The organism is Micromonospora cathayae (genome assembly GCF_028993575.1).
GTDB lineage: Bacteria > Actinomycetota > Actinomycetes > Mycobacteriales > Micromonosporaceae > Micromonospora > Micromonospora cathayae.
Genome location: NZ_CP118615.1, coordinates 532,030 through 548,253, shown reverse-complemented (window position 1 = coordinate 548,253; position 16,224 = coordinate 532,030). Strand labels below are relative to the sequence as shown.

General features: G+C 69.2%; 27 protein-coding genes and 1 pseudogene. All 28 read left to right on the top strand.

The annotated features are described in order from the left end of the window. Positions 1-10 precede the first annotated feature (10 nt). The 28 genes and pseudogenes from rpsS (at position 11) to truA (ending at position 16,181) form a co-directional block, all read left to right on the top strand. Positions 11-292, top strand: a complete 282-nt coding sequence (rpsS, locus tag PVK37_RS02520) for a 30S ribosomal protein S19 (protein WP_013735950.1) — start codon at positions 11-13, stop codon at positions 290-292. 35 nt (positions 293-327) lie between these two features. After that, positions 328-789: a 50S ribosomal protein L22 gene (gene rplV / locus PVK37_RS02515; RefSeq protein WP_275032059.1), complete on the top strand. Its 462-nt coding sequence runs from the start codon at positions 328-330 to the stop codon at positions 787-789. Further along, a complete protein-coding gene (gene rpsC, locus PVK37_RS02510) occupies positions 789-1,664 on the top strand; it encodes a 30S ribosomal protein S3 (protein WP_275032058.1) in 876 nt (291 codons plus the stop codon). Before rplV ends, rpsC begins: the two co-directional genes overlap by 1 nt. Positions 1,665-1,667: 3 nt before the next feature. Next, a complete protein-coding gene (gene rplP, locus PVK37_RS02505) occupies positions 1,668-2,093 on the top strand; it encodes a 50S ribosomal protein L16 (protein WP_007465292.1) in 426 nt (141 codons plus the stop codon). Next, the gene (rpmC, locus tag PVK37_RS02500; RefSeq protein WP_091650250.1) at positions 2,093-2,329 is read left to right on the top strand and encodes a 50S ribosomal protein L29; all 237 of its coding nucleotides are present in this window, start codon (positions 2,093-2,095) and stop codon (positions 2,327-2,329) included. The genes rplP and rpmC overlap by 1 nt, the downstream gene beginning before the upstream one ends. Further along, on the top strand, positions 2,326-2,607 hold the full coding sequence (gene rpsQ, locus PVK37_RS02495) for a 30S ribosomal protein S17 (RefSeq protein ID WP_088982057.1): 282 nt from the start codon (positions 2,326-2,328) through the stop codon (positions 2,605-2,607). The genes rpmC and rpsQ overlap by 4 nt, the downstream gene beginning before the upstream one ends. Before the next feature lie 97 nt (positions 2,608-2,704). Continuing rightward, entirely contained in the window at positions 2,705-3,073 is a 369-nt protein-coding gene (gene rplN / locus PVK37_RS02490) for a 50S ribosomal protein L14 (protein ID WP_007465279.1), read from the top strand. Then, positions 3,070-3,390, top strand: coding sequence for a 50S ribosomal protein L24 (gene rplX / locus PVK37_RS02485; protein WP_186499712.1), 321 nt, complete (start codon positions 3,070-3,072; stop codon positions 3,388-3,390). Before rplN ends, rplX begins: the two co-directional genes overlap by 4 nt. Beyond that, positions 3,390-3,959: a 50S ribosomal protein L5 gene (rplE, locus tag PVK37_RS02480; RefSeq protein WP_341483414.1), complete on the top strand. Its 570-nt coding sequence runs from the start codon at positions 3,390-3,392 to the stop codon at positions 3,957-3,959. The genes rplX and rplE overlap by 1 nt, the downstream gene beginning before the upstream one ends. Position 3,960: 1 nt before the next feature. Continuing rightward, positions 3,961-4,146, top strand: coding sequence for a type Z 30S ribosomal protein S14 (locus PVK37_RS02475; RefSeq protein ID WP_007073023.1), 186 nt, complete (start codon positions 3,961-3,963; stop codon positions 4,144-4,146). A gap of 96 nt (positions 4,147-4,242) precedes the next feature. Beyond that, complete coding sequence (rpsH, locus tag PVK37_RS02470; RefSeq protein WP_275032056.1) at positions 4,243-4,650, top strand: 30S ribosomal protein S8; 408 nt, start codon at positions 4,243-4,245, stop codon at positions 4,648-4,650. A gap of 16 nt (positions 4,651-4,666) precedes the next feature. After that, on the top strand, positions 4,667-5,209 hold the full coding sequence (rplF, locus tag PVK37_RS02465; RefSeq protein WP_275032055.1) for a 50S ribosomal protein L6: 543 nt from the start codon (positions 4,667-4,669) through the stop codon (positions 5,207-5,209). Then, positions 5,206-5,595, top strand: a complete 390-nt coding sequence (gene rplR / locus PVK37_RS02460) for a 50S ribosomal protein L18 (RefSeq protein ID WP_091102576.1) — start codon at positions 5,206-5,208, stop codon at positions 5,593-5,595. Before rplF ends, rplR begins: the two co-directional genes overlap by 4 nt. Positions 5,596-5,629: 34 nt before the next feature. Continuing rightward, positions 5,630-6,244: a 30S ribosomal protein S5 gene (rpsE, locus tag PVK37_RS02455; protein WP_091290339.1), complete on the top strand. Its 615-nt coding sequence runs from the start codon at positions 5,630-5,632 to the stop codon at positions 6,242-6,244. Then, complete coding sequence (rpmD, locus tag PVK37_RS02450; protein ID WP_088982062.1) at positions 6,244-6,426, top strand: 50S ribosomal protein L30; 183 nt, start codon at positions 6,244-6,246, stop codon at positions 6,424-6,426. Before rpsE ends, rpmD begins: the two co-directional genes overlap by 1 nt. Further along, positions 6,426-6,869 carry a 50S ribosomal protein L15 gene (gene rplO / locus PVK37_RS02445; protein ID WP_275032051.1) on the top strand — a complete coding sequence of 148 codons (444 nt, stop codon included), beginning with the start codon at positions 6,426-6,428 and terminating at the stop codon, positions 6,867-6,869. Before rpmD ends, rplO begins: the two co-directional genes overlap by 1 nt. 238 nt (positions 6,870-7,107) lie before the next feature. Next, complete coding sequence (gene secY / locus PVK37_RS02440; protein WP_275032050.1) at positions 7,108-8,436, top strand: preprotein translocase subunit SecY; 1,329 nt, start codon at positions 7,108-7,110, stop codon at positions 8,434-8,436. Next, positions 8,437-9,090: an adenylate kinase gene (locus PVK37_RS02435; RefSeq protein WP_275032049.1), complete on the top strand. Its 654-nt coding sequence runs from the start codon at positions 8,437-8,439 to the stop codon at positions 9,088-9,090. 88 nt (positions 9,091-9,178) lie between these two features. After that, entirely contained in the window at positions 9,179-10,030 is an 852-nt protein-coding gene (map, locus tag PVK37_RS02430) for a type I methionyl aminopeptidase (protein ID WP_275032048.1), read from the top strand. Positions 10,031-10,474: 444 nt separating this feature from the next. After that, positions 10,475-11,050: pseudogene (locus tag PVK37_RS02425) on the top strand (DUF1707 SHOCT-like domain-containing protein); the annotation flags it as partial. Positions 11,051-11,400: 350 nt separating this feature from the next. Beyond that, complete coding sequence (gene infA, locus PVK37_RS02420; protein ID WP_007073013.1) at positions 11,401-11,622, top strand: translation initiation factor IF-1; 222 nt, start codon at positions 11,401-11,403, stop codon at positions 11,620-11,622. 98 nt (positions 11,623-11,720) lie between these two features. Next, a complete protein-coding gene (rpmJ, locus tag PVK37_RS02415; RefSeq protein ID WP_012184307.1) occupies positions 11,721-11,834 on the top strand; it encodes a 50S ribosomal protein L36 in 114 nt (37 codons plus the stop codon). Between the two features lie 267 nt (positions 11,835-12,101). After that, positions 12,102-12,482, top strand: coding sequence for a 30S ribosomal protein S13 (rpsM, locus tag PVK37_RS02410; RefSeq protein WP_007073012.1), 381 nt, complete (start codon positions 12,102-12,104; stop codon positions 12,480-12,482). 18 nt (positions 12,483-12,500) lie between these two features. Further along, the gene (rpsK, locus tag PVK37_RS02405) at positions 12,501-12,908 is read left to right on the top strand and encodes a 30S ribosomal protein S11 (protein WP_030329919.1); all 408 of its coding nucleotides are present in this window, start codon (positions 12,501-12,503) and stop codon (positions 12,906-12,908) included. Between the two features lie 14 nt (positions 12,909-12,922). Beyond that, positions 12,923-13,549, top strand: coding sequence for a 30S ribosomal protein S4 (gene rpsD, locus PVK37_RS02400; RefSeq protein WP_275032031.1), 627 nt, complete (start codon positions 12,923-12,925; stop codon positions 13,547-13,549). A 96-nt stretch (positions 13,550-13,645) separates the two neighbouring features. Next, positions 13,646-14,668 carry a DNA-directed RNA polymerase subunit alpha gene (locus PVK37_RS02395; RefSeq protein WP_076466647.1) on the top strand — a complete coding sequence of 341 codons (1,023 nt, stop codon included), beginning with the start codon at positions 13,646-13,648 and terminating at the stop codon, positions 14,666-14,668. Between the two features lie 34 nt (positions 14,669-14,702). Then, positions 14,703-15,281: a 50S ribosomal protein L17 gene (rplQ, locus tag PVK37_RS02390; RefSeq protein ID WP_275032030.1), complete on the top strand. Its 579-nt coding sequence runs from the start codon at positions 14,703-14,705 to the stop codon at positions 15,279-15,281. Between the two features lie 69 nt (positions 15,282-15,350). Beyond that, a complete protein-coding gene (gene truA / locus PVK37_RS02385; protein WP_275032029.1) occupies positions 15,351-16,181 on the top strand; it encodes a tRNA pseudouridine(38-40) synthase TruA in 831 nt (276 codons plus the stop codon). The last annotated feature ends 43 nt before the right edge of the window (positions 16,182-16,224 follow it).

Below are 16,224 nucleotides of genomic sequence, written 5' to 3'. Positions count from 1 at the left end.
GAGATAAGACATGCCTCGCAGCCTGAAGAAGGGCCCGTTCATCGACGACCACCTGCTCAAGAAGGTGGAGACGCAGAACGAGAAGGGCTCGAAGAACGTCATCAAGACCTGGTCGCGGCGCTCGACGATCATCCCGGAGATGCTGGGACACACGATCGCCGTGCACGACGGGCGTAAGCACGTCCCGGTGTTCGTCACCGAGGCGATGGTCGGGCACAAGCTCGGCGAGTTCGCGCTGACCCGCACGTTCAAGGGTCACGAGAAGGACGACCGGAAGAGCCGCCGCCGCTAGGCGAGCCACGGATAGAGGAACAAGGGGTTACAGCGATGCCAGGAAAGGGCGACGCTCCGGTGCTTCCGGGCGCGCGGGCGATTGCGCGACACGTGCGCATCTCGCCGATGAAGGCGCGCCGGGTGGTCAACCTCGTCCGCGGCCTGCCCGCGAAGGAGGCGCTCACGGTGCTGCAGTTCGCGCCGCAGGCTGCGAGCGAGCAGGTGTACAAGGTGCTCGCGAGCGCGATCGCCAACGCGGAGAACAACGAGCGGCTGGACCCCGACGCGCTGCTCGTCAGCGAGGCGTTCGTCGACGAGGGCCCGACCATGAAGCGGTTCCGGCCGCGGGCGCAGGGCCGGGCGTACCGGATCCGCAAGCGCACGTGCCACATCACCGTGGCGGTCGAGGCGGTCGCTCCGGCCGCGCCGAAGAAGTCCGCGGCGGCGAAGAAGTCGGCCCCGGCGAAGCAGGCCGAGCCGGCTGAGACGCAGAGCAAGACGGAGGGCGCCGAGTAATGGGTCAGAAGGTTCACCCGCACGGGTTCCGGCTCGGCATCTCGACCGACTGGAAGTCCCGCTGGTTCGCGGACAAGCTCTACAAGGACTACATCGGCGAGGACGTCAAGATCCGCCGCATGATGTCCAAGGGGCTGGAGCGGGCCGGCATCTCCAAGGTCGACATCGAGCGGACCCGGGACCGGGTCCGGGTCGACATCCACACCGCCCGGCCGGGCATCGTCATCGGCCGTAAGGGTGCGGAGGCCGACCGGATCCGTGGCGAGCTGGAGAAGCTCACCGGCAAGCAGGTCCAGCTGAACATCATCGAGGTGAAGAGCCCCGAGTCGGACGCGCAGCTGGTCGCCCAGGGCGTCGCCGAGCAGCTCTCCAGCCGGGTCAGCTTCCGTCGGGCGATGCGCAAGGCGATGCAGTCGGCGATGAAGAACCCGGTCTGCAAGGGCATCCGGGTGCAGGTCTCGGGTCGTCTGGGCGGCGCCGAGATGAGCCGGACCGAGTTCTACCGCGAGGGTCGGGTTCCGCTGCACACGCTGCGGGCCAACATCGAGTACGGCTTCTTCGAGGCCCGTACCACCTTCGGCCGGATCGGCGTGAAGGTCTGGATCTACAAGGGCGACGCGGTTCCGGGCCGGGAGGCCCCGGCCGAGGCCGCTCCGTCCCGCCCGCGCCGTGGTGAGCGTGGCGACCGGCCCGAGCGTCCCCGTCGTGGCCGCTCCGGTTCCTCCGGCACGACCGCCGGTGGTACCGAGGCTGGCCGGGCCGCCGCCGCGACCACCGTCGCGCAGCAGGCCGAGACGCCGAGTGGCGAGCCGGTCGACGCTGGTGCCGTCGCCGCGACCGCGACCGCTCCGGCAGAAACGCAGCAGGAGGGCTGACAGATGCTGATGCCGCGCAAGCCCCCGAAGGGCTTCCGCAAGCCGCACCACCCGGACCGCAGTGGCGCGTCCAAGGGTGGCAACCGGGTGGTGTTCGGCGAGTTCGGGATCCAGGCTCTCGAGCCGGCGTACGTCACGAACCGGCAGATCGAGTCGGCTCGTATCGCGATGACCCGTCACATCAAGCGTGGCGGCAAGGTCTGGATCACGATCTTCCCGGACCAGGCGCTGACCAAGAAGCCGGCGGAAACCCGGATGGGTTCCGGTAAGGGCTCGCCCGAGTGGTGGGTCGCGAACGTCAAGCCGGGGCGGGTTCTCTTCGAGATGTCCTTCCCCAACGAGCAGATCGCGCGAGAGGCGATGCGTCGCGCGATCCACAAGCTCCCGATGAAGTGCCGCATTGTGACGCGCGAAGTGGGTGAATCCTGATGGCAGCGGGCGTTAAGGCCGCCGAGCTGCGTGAGCTCTCCGACGAGGAGCTGGTCACGAAGCTGCGGGAGGCCAAGGCGGAGCTGTTCAACCTCCGCGTGCAGGCCGCCACCGGTCAGCTCGACAACAACCGGCGGCTCCAGGTCATCCGTCGGGAGATCGCCCGGATCTACACGATCATGCGTGAGCGCGAGCTGGGGCTCTCGGCCGCGCCGACTGAGGTGACTGCATCATGAGCGAGACCGAGAACACCACCGCCACCGTGCGGGCCCGCCGTAAGGTCCGTGAGGGCCTGGTGGTCAGCGACAAGATGGACAAGACCGTCGTCGTCGAGGTCGAGGACCGGGTCAAGCACGCGCTGTACGGCAAGATCATGCGCCGGACCAGCAAGCTGAAGGTGCACGACGAGCAGAACGCCGCCGGCATCGGCGACCGGGTCCTGATCATGGAGACCCGGCCGCTGTCGGCCACCAAGCGGTGGCGGATCGTGGAGATCCTGGAAAAGGCCAAGTAGCGAAGGCTCGAGCTCGCCCGGCGTCGGTCGGGCGCGGGTTCCGCCAGGCTCCGGCCGCGGGTAGCGGCCGGAGAACCGGCAGACATAGGAGATAGACGTGATTCAGCAGGAGTCGCGACTGCGCGTCGCCGACAACACGGGTGCCCGGGAGATCCTGTGCATCCGGGTTCTCGGTGGCTCCGGTCGGCGCTACGCGAGCATCGGCGACGTCATCGTGGCCACCGTCAAGGACGCGATCCCGGGTGCCGGTGTGAAGAAGGGCGACGTCGTCAAGGCGGTCGTCGTCCGCACCGCCAAGGAGCGGCGGCGGCCGGACGGCTCGTACATCCGCTTCGACGAGAACGCCGCCGTCATCATCAAGGACGGCGGGGACCCGCGCGGTACCCGTATCTTCGGCCCGGTCGGTCGGGAGCTGCGGGACAAGCGGTTCATGAAGATCATTTCCCTCGCGCCGGAGGTGTTGTGACCGTGAAGGTCAAGAAGGGCGACACGGTCGTCGTCATCGCCGGCAAGGACAAGGGCGCCAAGGGCAAGGTCATCGCGGCCTACCCGCGGCAGGACAAGGTCCTGGTCGAGGGCGTGAACCGGGTCAAGAAGCACACCCGCATCCGCACCACCCAGCGTGGCGCCAAGACCGGTGGCATCGTCACCCAGGAGGCCCCGATCCACGTTTCCAACGTGCAGGTCCTGGACTCCGAGGGCAAGCCGACCCGTATCGGGTACCGGATCGACGACAACGGCCAGAAGGTCCGCATCGCGCGTAGCACCGGTAAGGACCTCTGATGACCACGGCTACCGAAACCAAGACCCTGCCGCGCCTCAAGGAGCGGTACCGCAACGAGATCGTGGCGAAGCTGCGGGAGCAGCACGACTACGCGAACCCGATGCAGGTGCCGCGGCTCGTCAAGATCGTCGTCAACATGGGTGTCGGCGAGGCCGCCCGGGACGCCAAGCTGATCGACGGCGCGGTCCGCGACCTGGCCACCATCACCGGCCAGAAGCCGCAGGTGCGGCGGGCGACCAAGTCGATCGCGCAGTTCAAGCTCCGTGAGGGCATGCCGATCGGCGCGAAGGTCACCCTGCGCGGCGACCGGATGTGGGAGTTCCTGGACCGGCTGCTGTCCATCGCGCTGCCGCGTATCCGTGACTTCCGCGGCCTGGACGGGCGCAAGCTCGACGGGCACGGCAACTACACGTTCGGTCTGACCGAGCAGTCGGTGTTCCACGAGATCGACCAGGACAAGATCGATCGCCAGCGGGGCATGGACATCACGGTGGTCACCACCGCCACGACCGACGACGAGGGCCGGGCGCTGCTCAAGCTCCTGGGCTTCCCGTTCAAGGAGAACTGAGATGGCCAAGAAGGCGCTGATCCTCAAGGCGGCCGCGAAGCCGAAGTTCTCGGTTCGCGCGTACACCCGCTGCCAGCGGTGCGGGCGTCCGAAGGCGGTCTACCGCAAGTTCGGTCTCTGCCGGGTGTGCATCCGGGAGATGGCCCACCGCGGTGAGCTGCCCGGCGTGTCCAAGGCTTCCTGGTAATAGCCCGGCGCGCTCCGCGCGTCAGCTGCACTGTCTCTTCGCCGTAGGCCCCGGGCGTACCCGCGGGAACCCCGGCGAGAAAGGTAGACGAAATCCATGACGATGACCGACCCGATCGCAGACATGCTCACGCGTCTGCGTAACGCCAACCAGGCGTACCACGACCGGGTGACGATGCCCTACTCCAAGATCAAGGCGAACATCGCCGAGGTCCTGAAGACCGAGGGTTACATCGCCACCTGGTCGGTCGAGGAGCCCGAGGAGGGCACCGTCGGCAAGCGACTGGTCGTCGAGCTGAAGTACGGCCAGAACCGGGAGCGGAGCCTGGCCGGCATCAAGCGCGTCTCCAAGCCCGGTCTCCGGGTGTACGCCAAGTCGGACGGGCTCCCGCGGGTGCTCGGCGGCCTCGGCGTGGCGATCATTTCGACGTCCCAGGGGCTGCTCACCGACCGGCAGGCCCGCAAGCGGAGCGTTGGCGGGGAAGTCCTCGCCTTCGTCTGGTAACGGGAGACAGGTAGAAATGTCGCGTATTGGACGTAAGTCGATCCCGGTGCCAGCCGGCGTCGATGTCACGATCGACGGCCAGACCGTCAAGGTCAAGGGCCCCAAGGGCGAGCTGTCGCACACCCTCTCCGAGCCGATCACGGTGGAGAAGGCGGACAGCGGCGAGCTGCAGATCAACCGGCCGAACGACGAGCGCAAGGCCAAGGAACTGCACGGCCTGAGCCGTACCCTGGTGGCGAACATGATCGTCGGGGTCACCGAGGGTTACAAGAAGAGCCTGGAGATCGCCGGTACCGGTTACCGGGTCACCGCCAAGGGCAAGGACCTCGAGTTCGCACTCGGGTTCTCGCACCCGGTCCTGGTGCCCGCGCCGGACGGCATCACCTTCACCGTCGAGAAGCCGACGCTGTTCCACGTGGCCGGCATCGACAAGCAGCTCGTCGGTGAGGTCGCCGCCAACATCCGGAAGATCCGCCCGCCGGAGCCCTACAAGGGCAAGGGCGTGAAGTACCAGGGCGAGGTAATCCGCCGCAAGGCCGGAAAGGCAGGTAAGAAGTGAGCGCCACGCTGCTCAAGCGCCGCCGCGGCGTCGCCGCCAAGCGTGCCGTCGGGCGTGCGCGTCGGCACTTCCGGGTCCGCAAGAACATCAGCGGCACCGCCGAGCGTCCCCGCCTGGTCGTCACCCGGTCGCTGCGGCACATCGTGGCCCAGATCGTGGACGACACCAAGGGGCACACCCTGGCGTCGGCCTCGACCCTGGACGCCTCGCTGCGCGGCTCCGAGGGCGACAAGAGCGCCCTGGCCGGCAAGGTCGGCGCGCTGCTCGCCGAGCGGGCCAAGGCCGCCGGCATCTCGAAGGTCGTCTTCGACCGCGGTGGTAACCGGTACGCGGGGCGGGTAGCCGCGCTGGCCGACGCCGCTCGCGAAGCCGGACTCGAGTTCTAGCAAACCCCGTCACGAGAGAGAAGGAAGGCTGCTGATGCCAGGTCAACAGCGCCGTGGCGGCGGGTCCGGTGGCAACGAGGGTGGTCGCCGCGACAACCGCCGTGAGGGCGGCCGCGGAAACGCGCCCGTCGAGAAGACCCCGCACCTCGAGCGGGTCGTCGCGATCAACCGCGTCGCCAAGGTCGTGAAGGGTGGTCGTCGCTTCAGCTTCACCGCCCTGGTGATCGTGGGCGACGGCGACGGCACCGTCGGCGTGGGCTACGGAAAGGCCAAGGAGGTGCCCGCGGCGATCGCCAAGGGTGTCGAGGAGGCCAAGAAGCACTTTTTCAAGGTGCCGCGGATCGGCCAGTCGATCCCGCACCCGGTGCAGGGCGAGGACGCCGCGGGCGTGGTGCTGCTCAAGCCGGCCTCGGCCGGTACGGGTGTCATCGCCGGCGGGCCGGTGCGTGCCGTGCTGGAGTGCGCGGGTATCCACGACGTGCTCTCCAAGAGCCTCGGATCGTCGAACCCGATCAACATCGTGCACGCCACGGTGGCGGCCCTGAAGGGGCTGGAGTCCCCGGAGCAGGTCGCCGCGCGTCGTGGCCTGCCGGTGGAGGACGTCGCGCCGGCCGCGATGCTGGCCTCGCGGGCGGGGGTGGCATCCTGATGGCACGCCTGAAGGTCACCCAGGTCCGGTCCGGGATCGGGACCAAGCACAACCAGCGTGAGTCGCTGCGGTCGCTCGGTCTCAAGCGGATCAACGACGTGGTGGTCAAGGAGGACCGTCCCGAGATCCGGGGCATGATCTTCGCGGTCAACCACCTCGTGAAGGTCGAGGAGGTCGAGTAATGACGATCAAGGTCCATCACCTGCGCCCGGCGCCGGGAGCCAAGACCGCCAAGACCCGGGTGGGTCGTGGTGAGGGTTCCAAGGGCAAGACCGCCGGTCGCGGTACCAAGGGTTCCAAGGCCCGCAAGAACATCTCGCCGGCGTTCGAGGGTGGGCAGATGCCCATCCACATGCGCCTGCCGAAGATGAAGGGCTTCAAGAACAAGTTCAAGGTGGTCTTCCAGGTCGTGAACCTGGACCGGCTCGCCGAACTGTTCCCCAACGGCGGTCAGGTCGGCCCGGCCGAGCTGGTCGAGGTCGGCGCGGTCCGCAAGGGCCACCCGGTCAAGGTGCTCGGCACCGGGGATCTCGGCGGGGTGGCGCTCCAGGTGTCGGCGCACGCGTTCAGCGCGTCGGCCAAGGAGAAGATCGCCGCTGCCGGTGGCTCGGTCACCGAGCTGTAAGGCATCCAGGACCGTGGCGCTCGTTCAGTTGACGACAACTGGCGGGCGCCACGGTTCTACTGCGTGTCAGTGTTCCGAATCACATCGTTAGCGATATATGTTCCCGGGCAAGCCTGCCCGGACAGCGGTCGGGCTGTTAGAGTCCGTTCCCAGCTATGGATATCGGGCGCTCGCCCGACTGCCACCCCGCCCCGCCAGGGACCACCACCGGCGGCCCGCCTCGCGCAGGAGGAAGAAGTTGCTGTCCGCCTTTCTCAGTGCGTTCCGTACGCCTGACCTGCGCAAGAAGCTGCTGTTCACAGTCGGCATCATCGCGGTCTACCGGTTCGGCGCGACACTGCCCAGCCCCGGCGTCTCGTACGCGAACGTCCAGAAGTGCATCGACAGCATGGAGGGCGGGTCGAACGGGGTCTTCAACCTGCTCAACCTGTTCTCCGGCGGTGCGCTGCTGTCGCTCTCGGTCTTCGCGCTGGGCATCATGCCCTACATCACCGCGTCGATCATCCTGCAGCTCCTGACGGTGGTGATCCCGCGGCTGGAGCAGCTCCGCAAGGAGGGCCAGGCCGGCCAGGCGAAGATCACCCAGTACACCCGGTACCTGACCCTCGGTCTGGGTGTCCTCCAGGCGTCGGCGTTCGTCGCGCTGGCCCGCTCCGGGCAGCTGTTCAACAACCAGTGCGACCAGTTCCCGATCATCCCGCAGGGGACCGGTATCCCGGACTGGCTGACCCTGACCATCCTGGTCATGACCATGACCGCCGGTACCGGCATGGTGATGTGGCTCGGTGAGCTGATCACCGACCGGGGCGTCGGCAACGGCATGTCCGTCCTGATCTTCACCTCGATCGCCGCCCGCCTCCCCAGCGAGGGCTGGCAGATCAAGCAGACCAAGGGCTGGGAGTGGTTCGCCCTGGTCATCGCGCTGGTCCTGCTGGTCATCACCGCGGTCGTCTTCATCGAGCAGGCCCAGCGCCGGATCCCGGTGCAGTACGCCAAGCGCATGATCGGCCGGCGGATGTACGGCGGCACCTCGACCTACATCCCGCTGAAGGTCAACCAGGCGGGTGTCATCCCGGTCATCTTCGGCTCCTCGCTGCTGTACCTGCCGCAGCTGGCGCTCCAGTTCTTCGACCAGAACAACCCGGGCAAGACCCAGGCGTGGATCCAGAACAACCTGGTCGACCCGACCAGCCCGATCTACATCTCGGTGTACTTCCTGCTGATCATCTTCTTCACGTACTTCTACGTCTCGATCACGTTCAACCCGACCGAGGTCGCGGACAACATGAAGAAGTACGGCGGCTTCGTTCCGGGCATCCGCCCCGGCAAGCCGACCGCCGAGTACCTCGACTTCATCCTCAGCCGGATCACCCTCCCGGGCGCGCTCTACCTCGCGATCATCTCGATCCTGCCGAACTTCTTCTTCATCTGGCTGGACAGCCAGGCGTACATGAACTTCCCGTTCGGCGGCACCGCTGTGCTCATCATGGTCGGCGTCGGTCTGGAGACCGTGAAGCAGATCGAGAGCCAACTCATGCAGCGGAACTACGAAGGGTTCCTGCGGTAGATGCGACTCGTTCTGGTTGGCCCGCCGGGGGCGGGCAAGGGCACACAGGCGGAGTTCATCGCCGCCCACCTGGCCGTCCCGAAGATCTCGACCGGGGACATCTTCCGGGCGAACGTCTCCCAGGGCACGCCGCTGGGCGTCGAGGCCAAGCGGTACATGGACGCAGGCAAGCTGGTTCCGGACGAGGTCACCATCAACATGGTCCGGGACCGGCTCGCCGAGCCGGACGCCGCCGAGGGCTTCCTGCTCGACGGTTTCCCGCGCACCACCCCGCAGGCCGCCGCGCTGGACAAGCTTCTCGCCGACCTGGGTACCGCGCTGGACCTGGTGCTGGAGCTGGTCGTCGACGACGACGAGGTGATCCGGCGGCTCTCCGGCCGGCGTACCTGCCGGGGCTGCGGCAAGATCTGGCACGTCGAGTTCGACGCCACCACCCGGGACGGCATCTGTGACCGCTGCGGCGCGGAGCTGTTCCAGCGGGACGACGACAAGCCGGAGACCATCGCGGCGCGGCTGCGGGAGTACGCCGAGAAGACCGCGCCGCTGGTGGACTACTACGGCGCCCAGGGCAAGCTGGTCGGGATCGACGCGACCGGCCCGGTGGAGGACGTGACCGTCCGGGCCATCGACGCCCTGCGCTCCTACGGCGGCTGAACGCCAGCTCCGGACGGCGATAGAGTGCGGGGAGGGGGAGCACGCGACGCGTGGCTCCACCTCCCCGTCGACGAAAGGTGACCGCGCCATGCGCCGTCAGCAGCTGGACATCCAGCTGAAGACCCCCGAGCAGATCGAGAAGATGCGGGCCGCCGGTCTGGTGGTGGCCGCCGCGTTGCAGCGGATGCGCGAGGCGGTGGCCCCGGGGGTGAGCACGGGCGATCTCGACGCCATCGCCGAGTCGGTGATCCGGGCGGCCGGCGCGGTCCCCTCGTTCAAGGGCTACCACGGCTTCCCGGCGTCGATCTGCTCCTCGGTCAACGAGCAGATCGTGCACGCCATCCCCGCACCCGACCAGGTGCTCCACGAGGGCGACCTGATCTCGATCGACTGCGGCGCGGTGCTGGACGGCTGGCACGGCGACGCCGCGATCACCGTCGGCGTGGGCCGGGTCGACCCGGCGCTGCTGCGGATGGCCGAGGTGGCCGAGGACGCCATGTGGGCGGGGATCGCGGCGGCGGCCCGGGGCGCGGCGAACGGCCGCGGCCGGCTCACCGACATCTCGCACGCGGTGGAGACCGCGGTACGCAAGGGTGGCCGGTACGGCATCGTCGACGGGTACGGCGGGCACGGCATCGGCACCGAGATGCACCAGGACCCGCACGTGCTCAACCACGGCCGGCCGGGACGCGGGCCCCGGCTGGTGGCCGGGATGGCGCTGGCCATCGAGCCGATGATCACGATGGGTTCGCCGCGTACCGCCGAACTCGCCGACGGCTGGACGGTGGTGACCCGGGACGGGTCGGTGGCGGCGCACGTGGAGCACTCCATGGCGCTGCTGCCGGACGGCGTGTGGGTGCTGACCGCACCGGACGGCGGCCGGTCCCGGCTGGGCGACCTGGTGACCTCCCGGCAGCCGGCCGACACGCCGGCCGCCTGACCCGCACCACCGACCGCCGCAGCGTCTACGGACCGCACGGATCGGCTCCGGCTTTTCCTGGGGTCCCCACACCGCCCGCGGGCCGTCCCGCAGCCCCGATGGTACGGATGCCCCGCGACGGCGGCGCGTCGCTCCGGCTTTCTGGGCGGCTCAGCTACACGACACGCCGAACCGATTACACCTGAGCTGCCACCCACCGTGGTGTCACCGCCGGCCCCGGCGGCGTGCGGCCCCGGCCCGGCATCCGGCCCCGGCCCGGCATCCGGCCCCGGCCCGGCATCCGGCCCCGGCCCGGCATCCGGCCCCGGCCCGGCATCCGGGTCCGGACGGCGGGCGTCCCGGGCGTCGGAGAGGCACCGTCGCCGTACCGTGCACGACGGGCACGAACCATGATCCACAAGACCGGGCCAAGGGCCGTCGCCGGCTCGTGACATGCTTGGCGACATGGACCGACGCGACGGAATGCGGGCTGCCGACGCGGACCGGGAGGCGGTGGCCGGCCGGCTGCGGGTCGCGCTCGACGAGGGTCGGCTGGACCTGCACGAGTACGACGACCGCCTCCAGCGGGCCTATCTCGCCCGGACGTACGGTGAGCTGGACGTCGTGCTGGCCGACCTGCCCGACCCGGCGACCGCGGCCGGTGGCACGGTGGCCGTGCCCCAGCCGGCGCCCGGGGTGGGCGGCGGGGTGGTTGTGTCCGCGCCTGCCGGGAAGCCGGTCGCGGCCCGTTCGGCGACGGTCCGGTGGCTGGTGGAGACGTGGGAGCCGTACCTCACCGTGGTCGCGGTCACCGTGGCGGTGTGGGCGGTGATCTCGGTGCTCGACGGTGGTCCGGTCTACTTCTGGCCGGGCTGGGTGGCCGGGCCGTGGGGGGCGATCCTGGTGGTCCAGACCGCGCTCGGGCTGGTCCGGGGTGAGCCGGAGCGGTGGGTGGCCGAGCAGGAGCGCAAGAGGCTGCGTAAGGCCGAGAAGCGGGAGCAGCGGCGGAGGCTGAAGGCCGAGCGGCAGGAACGCGAACTGACCGCCGCCGGGGAGCAGCCCGGCGCGGGCGAACTGACCGCCGAGCGGGAGCAGCCGGGCGCGGGCGAACTGACCGCCGAGCGGGAGCAGACCGGCGACGACGGCCGGCCGTCTGCCTGATCCGTGGTTCTTCGTCCTGATTTTGGGTGACCGGGGTGGCCGGTTTGGCGAGCACCGGACGGCCGGCGTACACTTTCAGATCGGCGCACAGCGTCCACTCCGGCATGCCCACCCTGCGCTTCGGTGGGGGCCCGGAGCCGCGGCTGGCTCGAGCATTCTGATCATGATCAGGGGTTCGTGTAAGACGTTGTGGGCCGTCCGGAGTAACCGACGTCAGGACAGCGGAGGACATGCCGAAAAAAGACGGAGCCATCGAGATCGAGGGTCGAGTCATCGAGCCCCTGCCGAACGCCATGTTCCGGGTGGAGCTCGCGAACGGTCACAAGGTGCTGGCTCACATCAGCGGCAAGATGCGGCAGCACTACATCCGCATCCTGCCGGAGGACCGGGTCGTCGTCGAACTCTCGCCGTACGACCTGACCCGCGGCCGCATCGTCTACCGCTACAAGTAACCACCTGACGGCGGCCGGGTCGTCCCCGTGTCCGTCTTCGACGTCCGGTGTCGCGTGATCTCTTCGCGTCGCCGGGCCAGATGGGAAGTAAGGCAACCGTGAAGGTCAAGCCGAGCGTCAAGAGGATCTGCAACAAGTGCCGGGTTATCCGCCGGCACGGCCGGGTCATGGTGATCTGCACCGACCCGCGCCACAAGCAGCGCCAGGGCTGAGCCAGCCCTGACCGACCGTGCGACACGGTCGGCCGGGTCGGTTCGGGCCGCAGGTCCTGACACCACATCACCAGCTCGTCCCAGCCACGAGCGGTACGCATCGCGTACTCCCGCGTGGCTGACCCCCGGTCGGAGGCCGGGGCCCGCTCGGGCAGCGACCGATCCCGGTCGCCGGCGCAGTTCAGCGCCGGAAGGACAGGGACGGCCGGTAGCGGGGTGGGACGGGTCCACACCTCCGCCAGAACACCAAAGGGAGTACGCCCGCTAATGGCACGTCTAGTCGGCGTCGACCTCCCCCGCGAGAAGCGGATGGAGATCGCGCTCACGTACATCTTCGGTGTGGGTCGCACCCGCGCCCTGGAGACGCTCGCCGCGACCGGCATCTCGCCGGACAAGCGCGCCCGGGACCTCACGGACGAGGAGCTGGTCCAGCTCCGCGACCACATCGAGGCCAACTACAAGGTAGAAGGCGACCTGCGCCGCGAGGTCGCCGCTGACATCCGCCGCAAGGTCGAGATCGGCTGCTACGCGGGTATCCGGCACCGCCGGGGCCTGCCCGTGCGCGGCCAGCGGACGCGGACCAACGCCCGTACCCGCAAGGGCCCGAAGCGGACCGTCGCCGGCAAGAAGAAGCCCGGCAAGAAGTAACTAGGAGCGCACAGACTTATGCCACCGAAGGCTCGTGCCGGAGCCGCCGTCAAGAAGGTCCGGCGCAAGGAACGCAAGAACGTCGCCCACGGGCAGGCGCACATCAAGAGCACCTTCAACAACACGATCGTGTCCATCACGGACCCGACCGGCGCGGTCATCTCCTGGGCCTCCGCCGGTCAGGTCGGCTTCAAGGGCTCGCGCAAGTCGACCCCGTTCGCCGCGCAGCTGGCCGCCGAGGCCGCCGCGCGCCGGGCGATGGAGCACGGCATGCGCAAGGTCGACGTGTTCGTCAAGGGCCCCGGCTCCGGCCGGGAGACCGCGATCCGTTCGCTGCAGGCCGTCGGGCTGGAGGTCGGCCAGATCGCCGACGTCACCCCGCAGCCGCACAACGGATGCCGTCCGCCGAAGCGTCGCCGGGTCTGAGAGGTTAGAGAGAGATGGCTCGTTACACCGGTGCTGACTGCCGCCGTTGCCGGCGGGAGAAGATGAAGCTGTTCCTCAAGGGCAGCAAGTGCGATGGCCCGAAGTGCCCGTTCGAGTCCCGGCCGTTCCCGCCCGGACAGCACGGCCGGGGTCGCACCAAGGAGACGGAGTACCTGCTCCAGCTCCGCGAGAAGCAGAAGGCCCGTCGGGTCTACGGCGTTCTCGAGAAGCAGTTCCACGGCTACTACGTGGAGGCCGTGGCCAAGCCGGGCAAGACCGGTGAGGTCCTCCTCCAGATCCTCGAGTCGCGGCTCGACAACGTGGTCTACCGGGCCGGCTACGCCAAGTCCCGGGACATGGCCCGTCAGCTCGTCAAGCACGGGCACTTCACGGTGAACGGCAAGAAGGTCGACATCCCGTCGTTCCGGGTGAAGGAGCACGACATCATCGAGGTCCGGGGCAAGAGCAAGGAGCTCACCCCGTTCATCGTGGCGCAGGCCGAGGCCGGCTCGAAGTCGGTCCCGGCGTGGCTGGAGGCGATCCCCAGCCAGATGAAGATCCTGGTGCACTCGCTCCCGGCCCGGCAGGTCATCGACACGCAGGTCCAGGAGCAGCTCATCGTCGAGCTCTACTCGAAGTAACAGGGCTCGCTGCGGTGGCCCGCCTCGCCGGCGGGCCACCGCGCCAGTTGTGTCGTGGGCGTCATATAGCGGGCGCCCCGGAAGAGAAGAGACAACATGCTCATCAGCCAGCGACCGACCCTCTCCGAAGAGTCGATCAACGAGACCCGGTCCCGGTTCACCATCGAGCCGCTGGAGCCGGGCTTCGGCTACACCCTGGGCAACTCGCTGCGGCGTACGCTGCTGTCGTCCATCCCGGGTGCCGCGGTCACCTCGATCAAGATCGACGGTGTGCTGCACGAGTTCACCACCATCCCCGGGGTCAAGGAGGACGTGGTCGAGCTCGTCATGAACATCAAGGAGCTGTGCGTCAGCTCCGAGCACGACGAGCCGGTCAGCATGTACCTGCGCAAGCAGGGTCCGGGCGACGTGACCGCGGGTGACATCCAGCCCCCGGCCGGCGTCTCGGTGCACAACCCGGACCTGAAGCTCGCCACCCTGAACGGCAAGGGCCGGCTCGACATGGAGCTGACCGTCGAGCGGGGTCGCGGCTACGTCACCGCCGCGCAGAACAAGCAGGCGGGCGCCGAGATCGGCCGGATCCCGGTCGACTCGATCTACTCGCCGGTGCTGAAGGTGACGTACCGCGTCGAGGCGACCCGGGTCGAGCAGCGGACCGACTTCGACCGGCTGATCATCGACGTCGAGACCAAGCCGTCGATGGGGCCGCGTACCGCGCTGGCCTCGGCCGGCTCGACGCTGGTGGAGCTCTTCGGGCTGGCCCGGGAGCTGGACGAGACCGCCGAGGGCATCGACATCGGGCCGTCCCCGCAGGACGCCCAGCTCGCGGCGGACCTGGCCCTGCCGATCGAGGAACTGGACCTCACCGTCCGGTCCTACAACTGCCTCAAGCGCGAGGGCATCAACACCGTCGGTGAGCTGATCGGGCGCACCGAGGCCGACCTCCTCGACATCCGCAATTTCGGTCAGAAGTCGATCGACGAGGTCAAGATGAAGCTCGCCGGAATGGGGCTGGGCCTGAAGGACTCCGCGCCCAACTTCGACCCGGCACACGTCGTGGACACCTTCGGCGAGGCTGACTACGACACCGACGACTACCGCGAGACCGAGCAGCTGTAACCGCGGCTGAGCATCTAAACGAGGAGCACCAACCATGCCCACGCCCACCAAGGGTCCCCGCCTCGGCGGCAGCCCCGCGCACGAGCGGCTGATGCTGGCCAACCTGGCCACCGCGCTGTTCCAGCACGGCAAGATCCAGACCACCGAGACGAAGGCCCGGCGGCTGCGTCCGCTCGCGGAGCAGCTCATCACCAAGGCCAAGCGCGGCGACCTGGCCGCGCGTCGGCGGGTGCTGGGCGTCGTCAAGGACAAGGACGTGGTCTACGCCCTGTTCGACCAGATCGCGCCGCGGTACGCCAACCGTCAGGGTGGCTACACCCGGATCGTGAAGACCGGTCCGCGCAAGGGTGACGCCGCGCCGATGGCGATCATCGAGCTGGTGGAGGAGCTTCAGGTCGCCGAGCCGAAGGCGAACAAGAAGACCGCCGCCCGCAAGGCCGCGCAGCAGGACAAGGTCGAGGCGCTCGCGCCGGCGGAGGAGGCCCCGCAGGCCAAGGCCGACGACCAGGACGCCGAGGCGCCCGTGTCGGCTTCCGGGGACACCCCGGCCGCCCGCGAGGACAGCGACGAGGCCGGCGAGAACGACAAGACCGGCGAGAACGACAAGGCCTGAGCTTGAGGCCACCGTCGGGCCCGGCACCCCTCGCGGGTGTCGGGCCCGACGCATGAACGGGAGGTACGGGTGGAGGAGCGGATCCGGCTGCGGCTGGACGTCGCGTACGACGGCACCGGTTTCTCCGGGTGGGCGGCCCAGCCGGAGCGGCGGACGGTGGCCGGGGTGCTCACCGCGACACTGGACCTGGTCCTCGGCGCGGGCACCGCGACCGGGCTGACCGTGGCCGGGCGTACCGACGCCGGGGTGCATGCCGCCGGTCAGGTGTGCCACCTGGACCTGCCGGCCGAGGTGTGGGCCGCGCACCGGGGCGCGCTGCTGCGCCGGCTGGCCCGCCTGCTGCCGCCGGACGTCCGGGTCCGGGCGTTGACCGAGGCGCCGGCCGACTTCGACGCCCGCTTCTCGGCCACCTTCCGCCGCTACGAGTACCGGGTGACCGACGCCCCGTGGGGGGCGGAGCCGCTGCGCCGGCACGAGGTGCTGGCCTGGCCGAGGCCCCTGGACCTGGCCGCGTTGAACGCGGCGGCGGCCGGTCTGGTGGGGGAGCACGACTTCGCCGCGTACTGCCGGCGCAAGGAGAACGCCACCACCTTGCGCGAGGTGACCCGGCTGGACTGGCGACGGGACCCGGACGGGCTGCTGGTCGCCACGGTCCAGGCGGACGCGTTCTGTCAGGCGATGGTGCGCAGCCTGGTCGGTGCGATGCTGGCGGTCGGGGAGGGGCGCAAGCCCGCCGACTGGCCGGCCGGCCTGTTGACCCGCCGGGAGCGGTCCAGTGAGGTCACCGTCGCGCCCGCGCACGGGCTGACCCTGGTGGCGGTGGGCTACCCCGACGATCCGGCCGAGTACGCCCGCCGCGCCGACCTCACCCGGCGACTCCGGGTGCCGACCGCGTCCTGACCGGTCCCGTGACCGGGGTGCCGGTCCCGCGTCGACCGGCGTC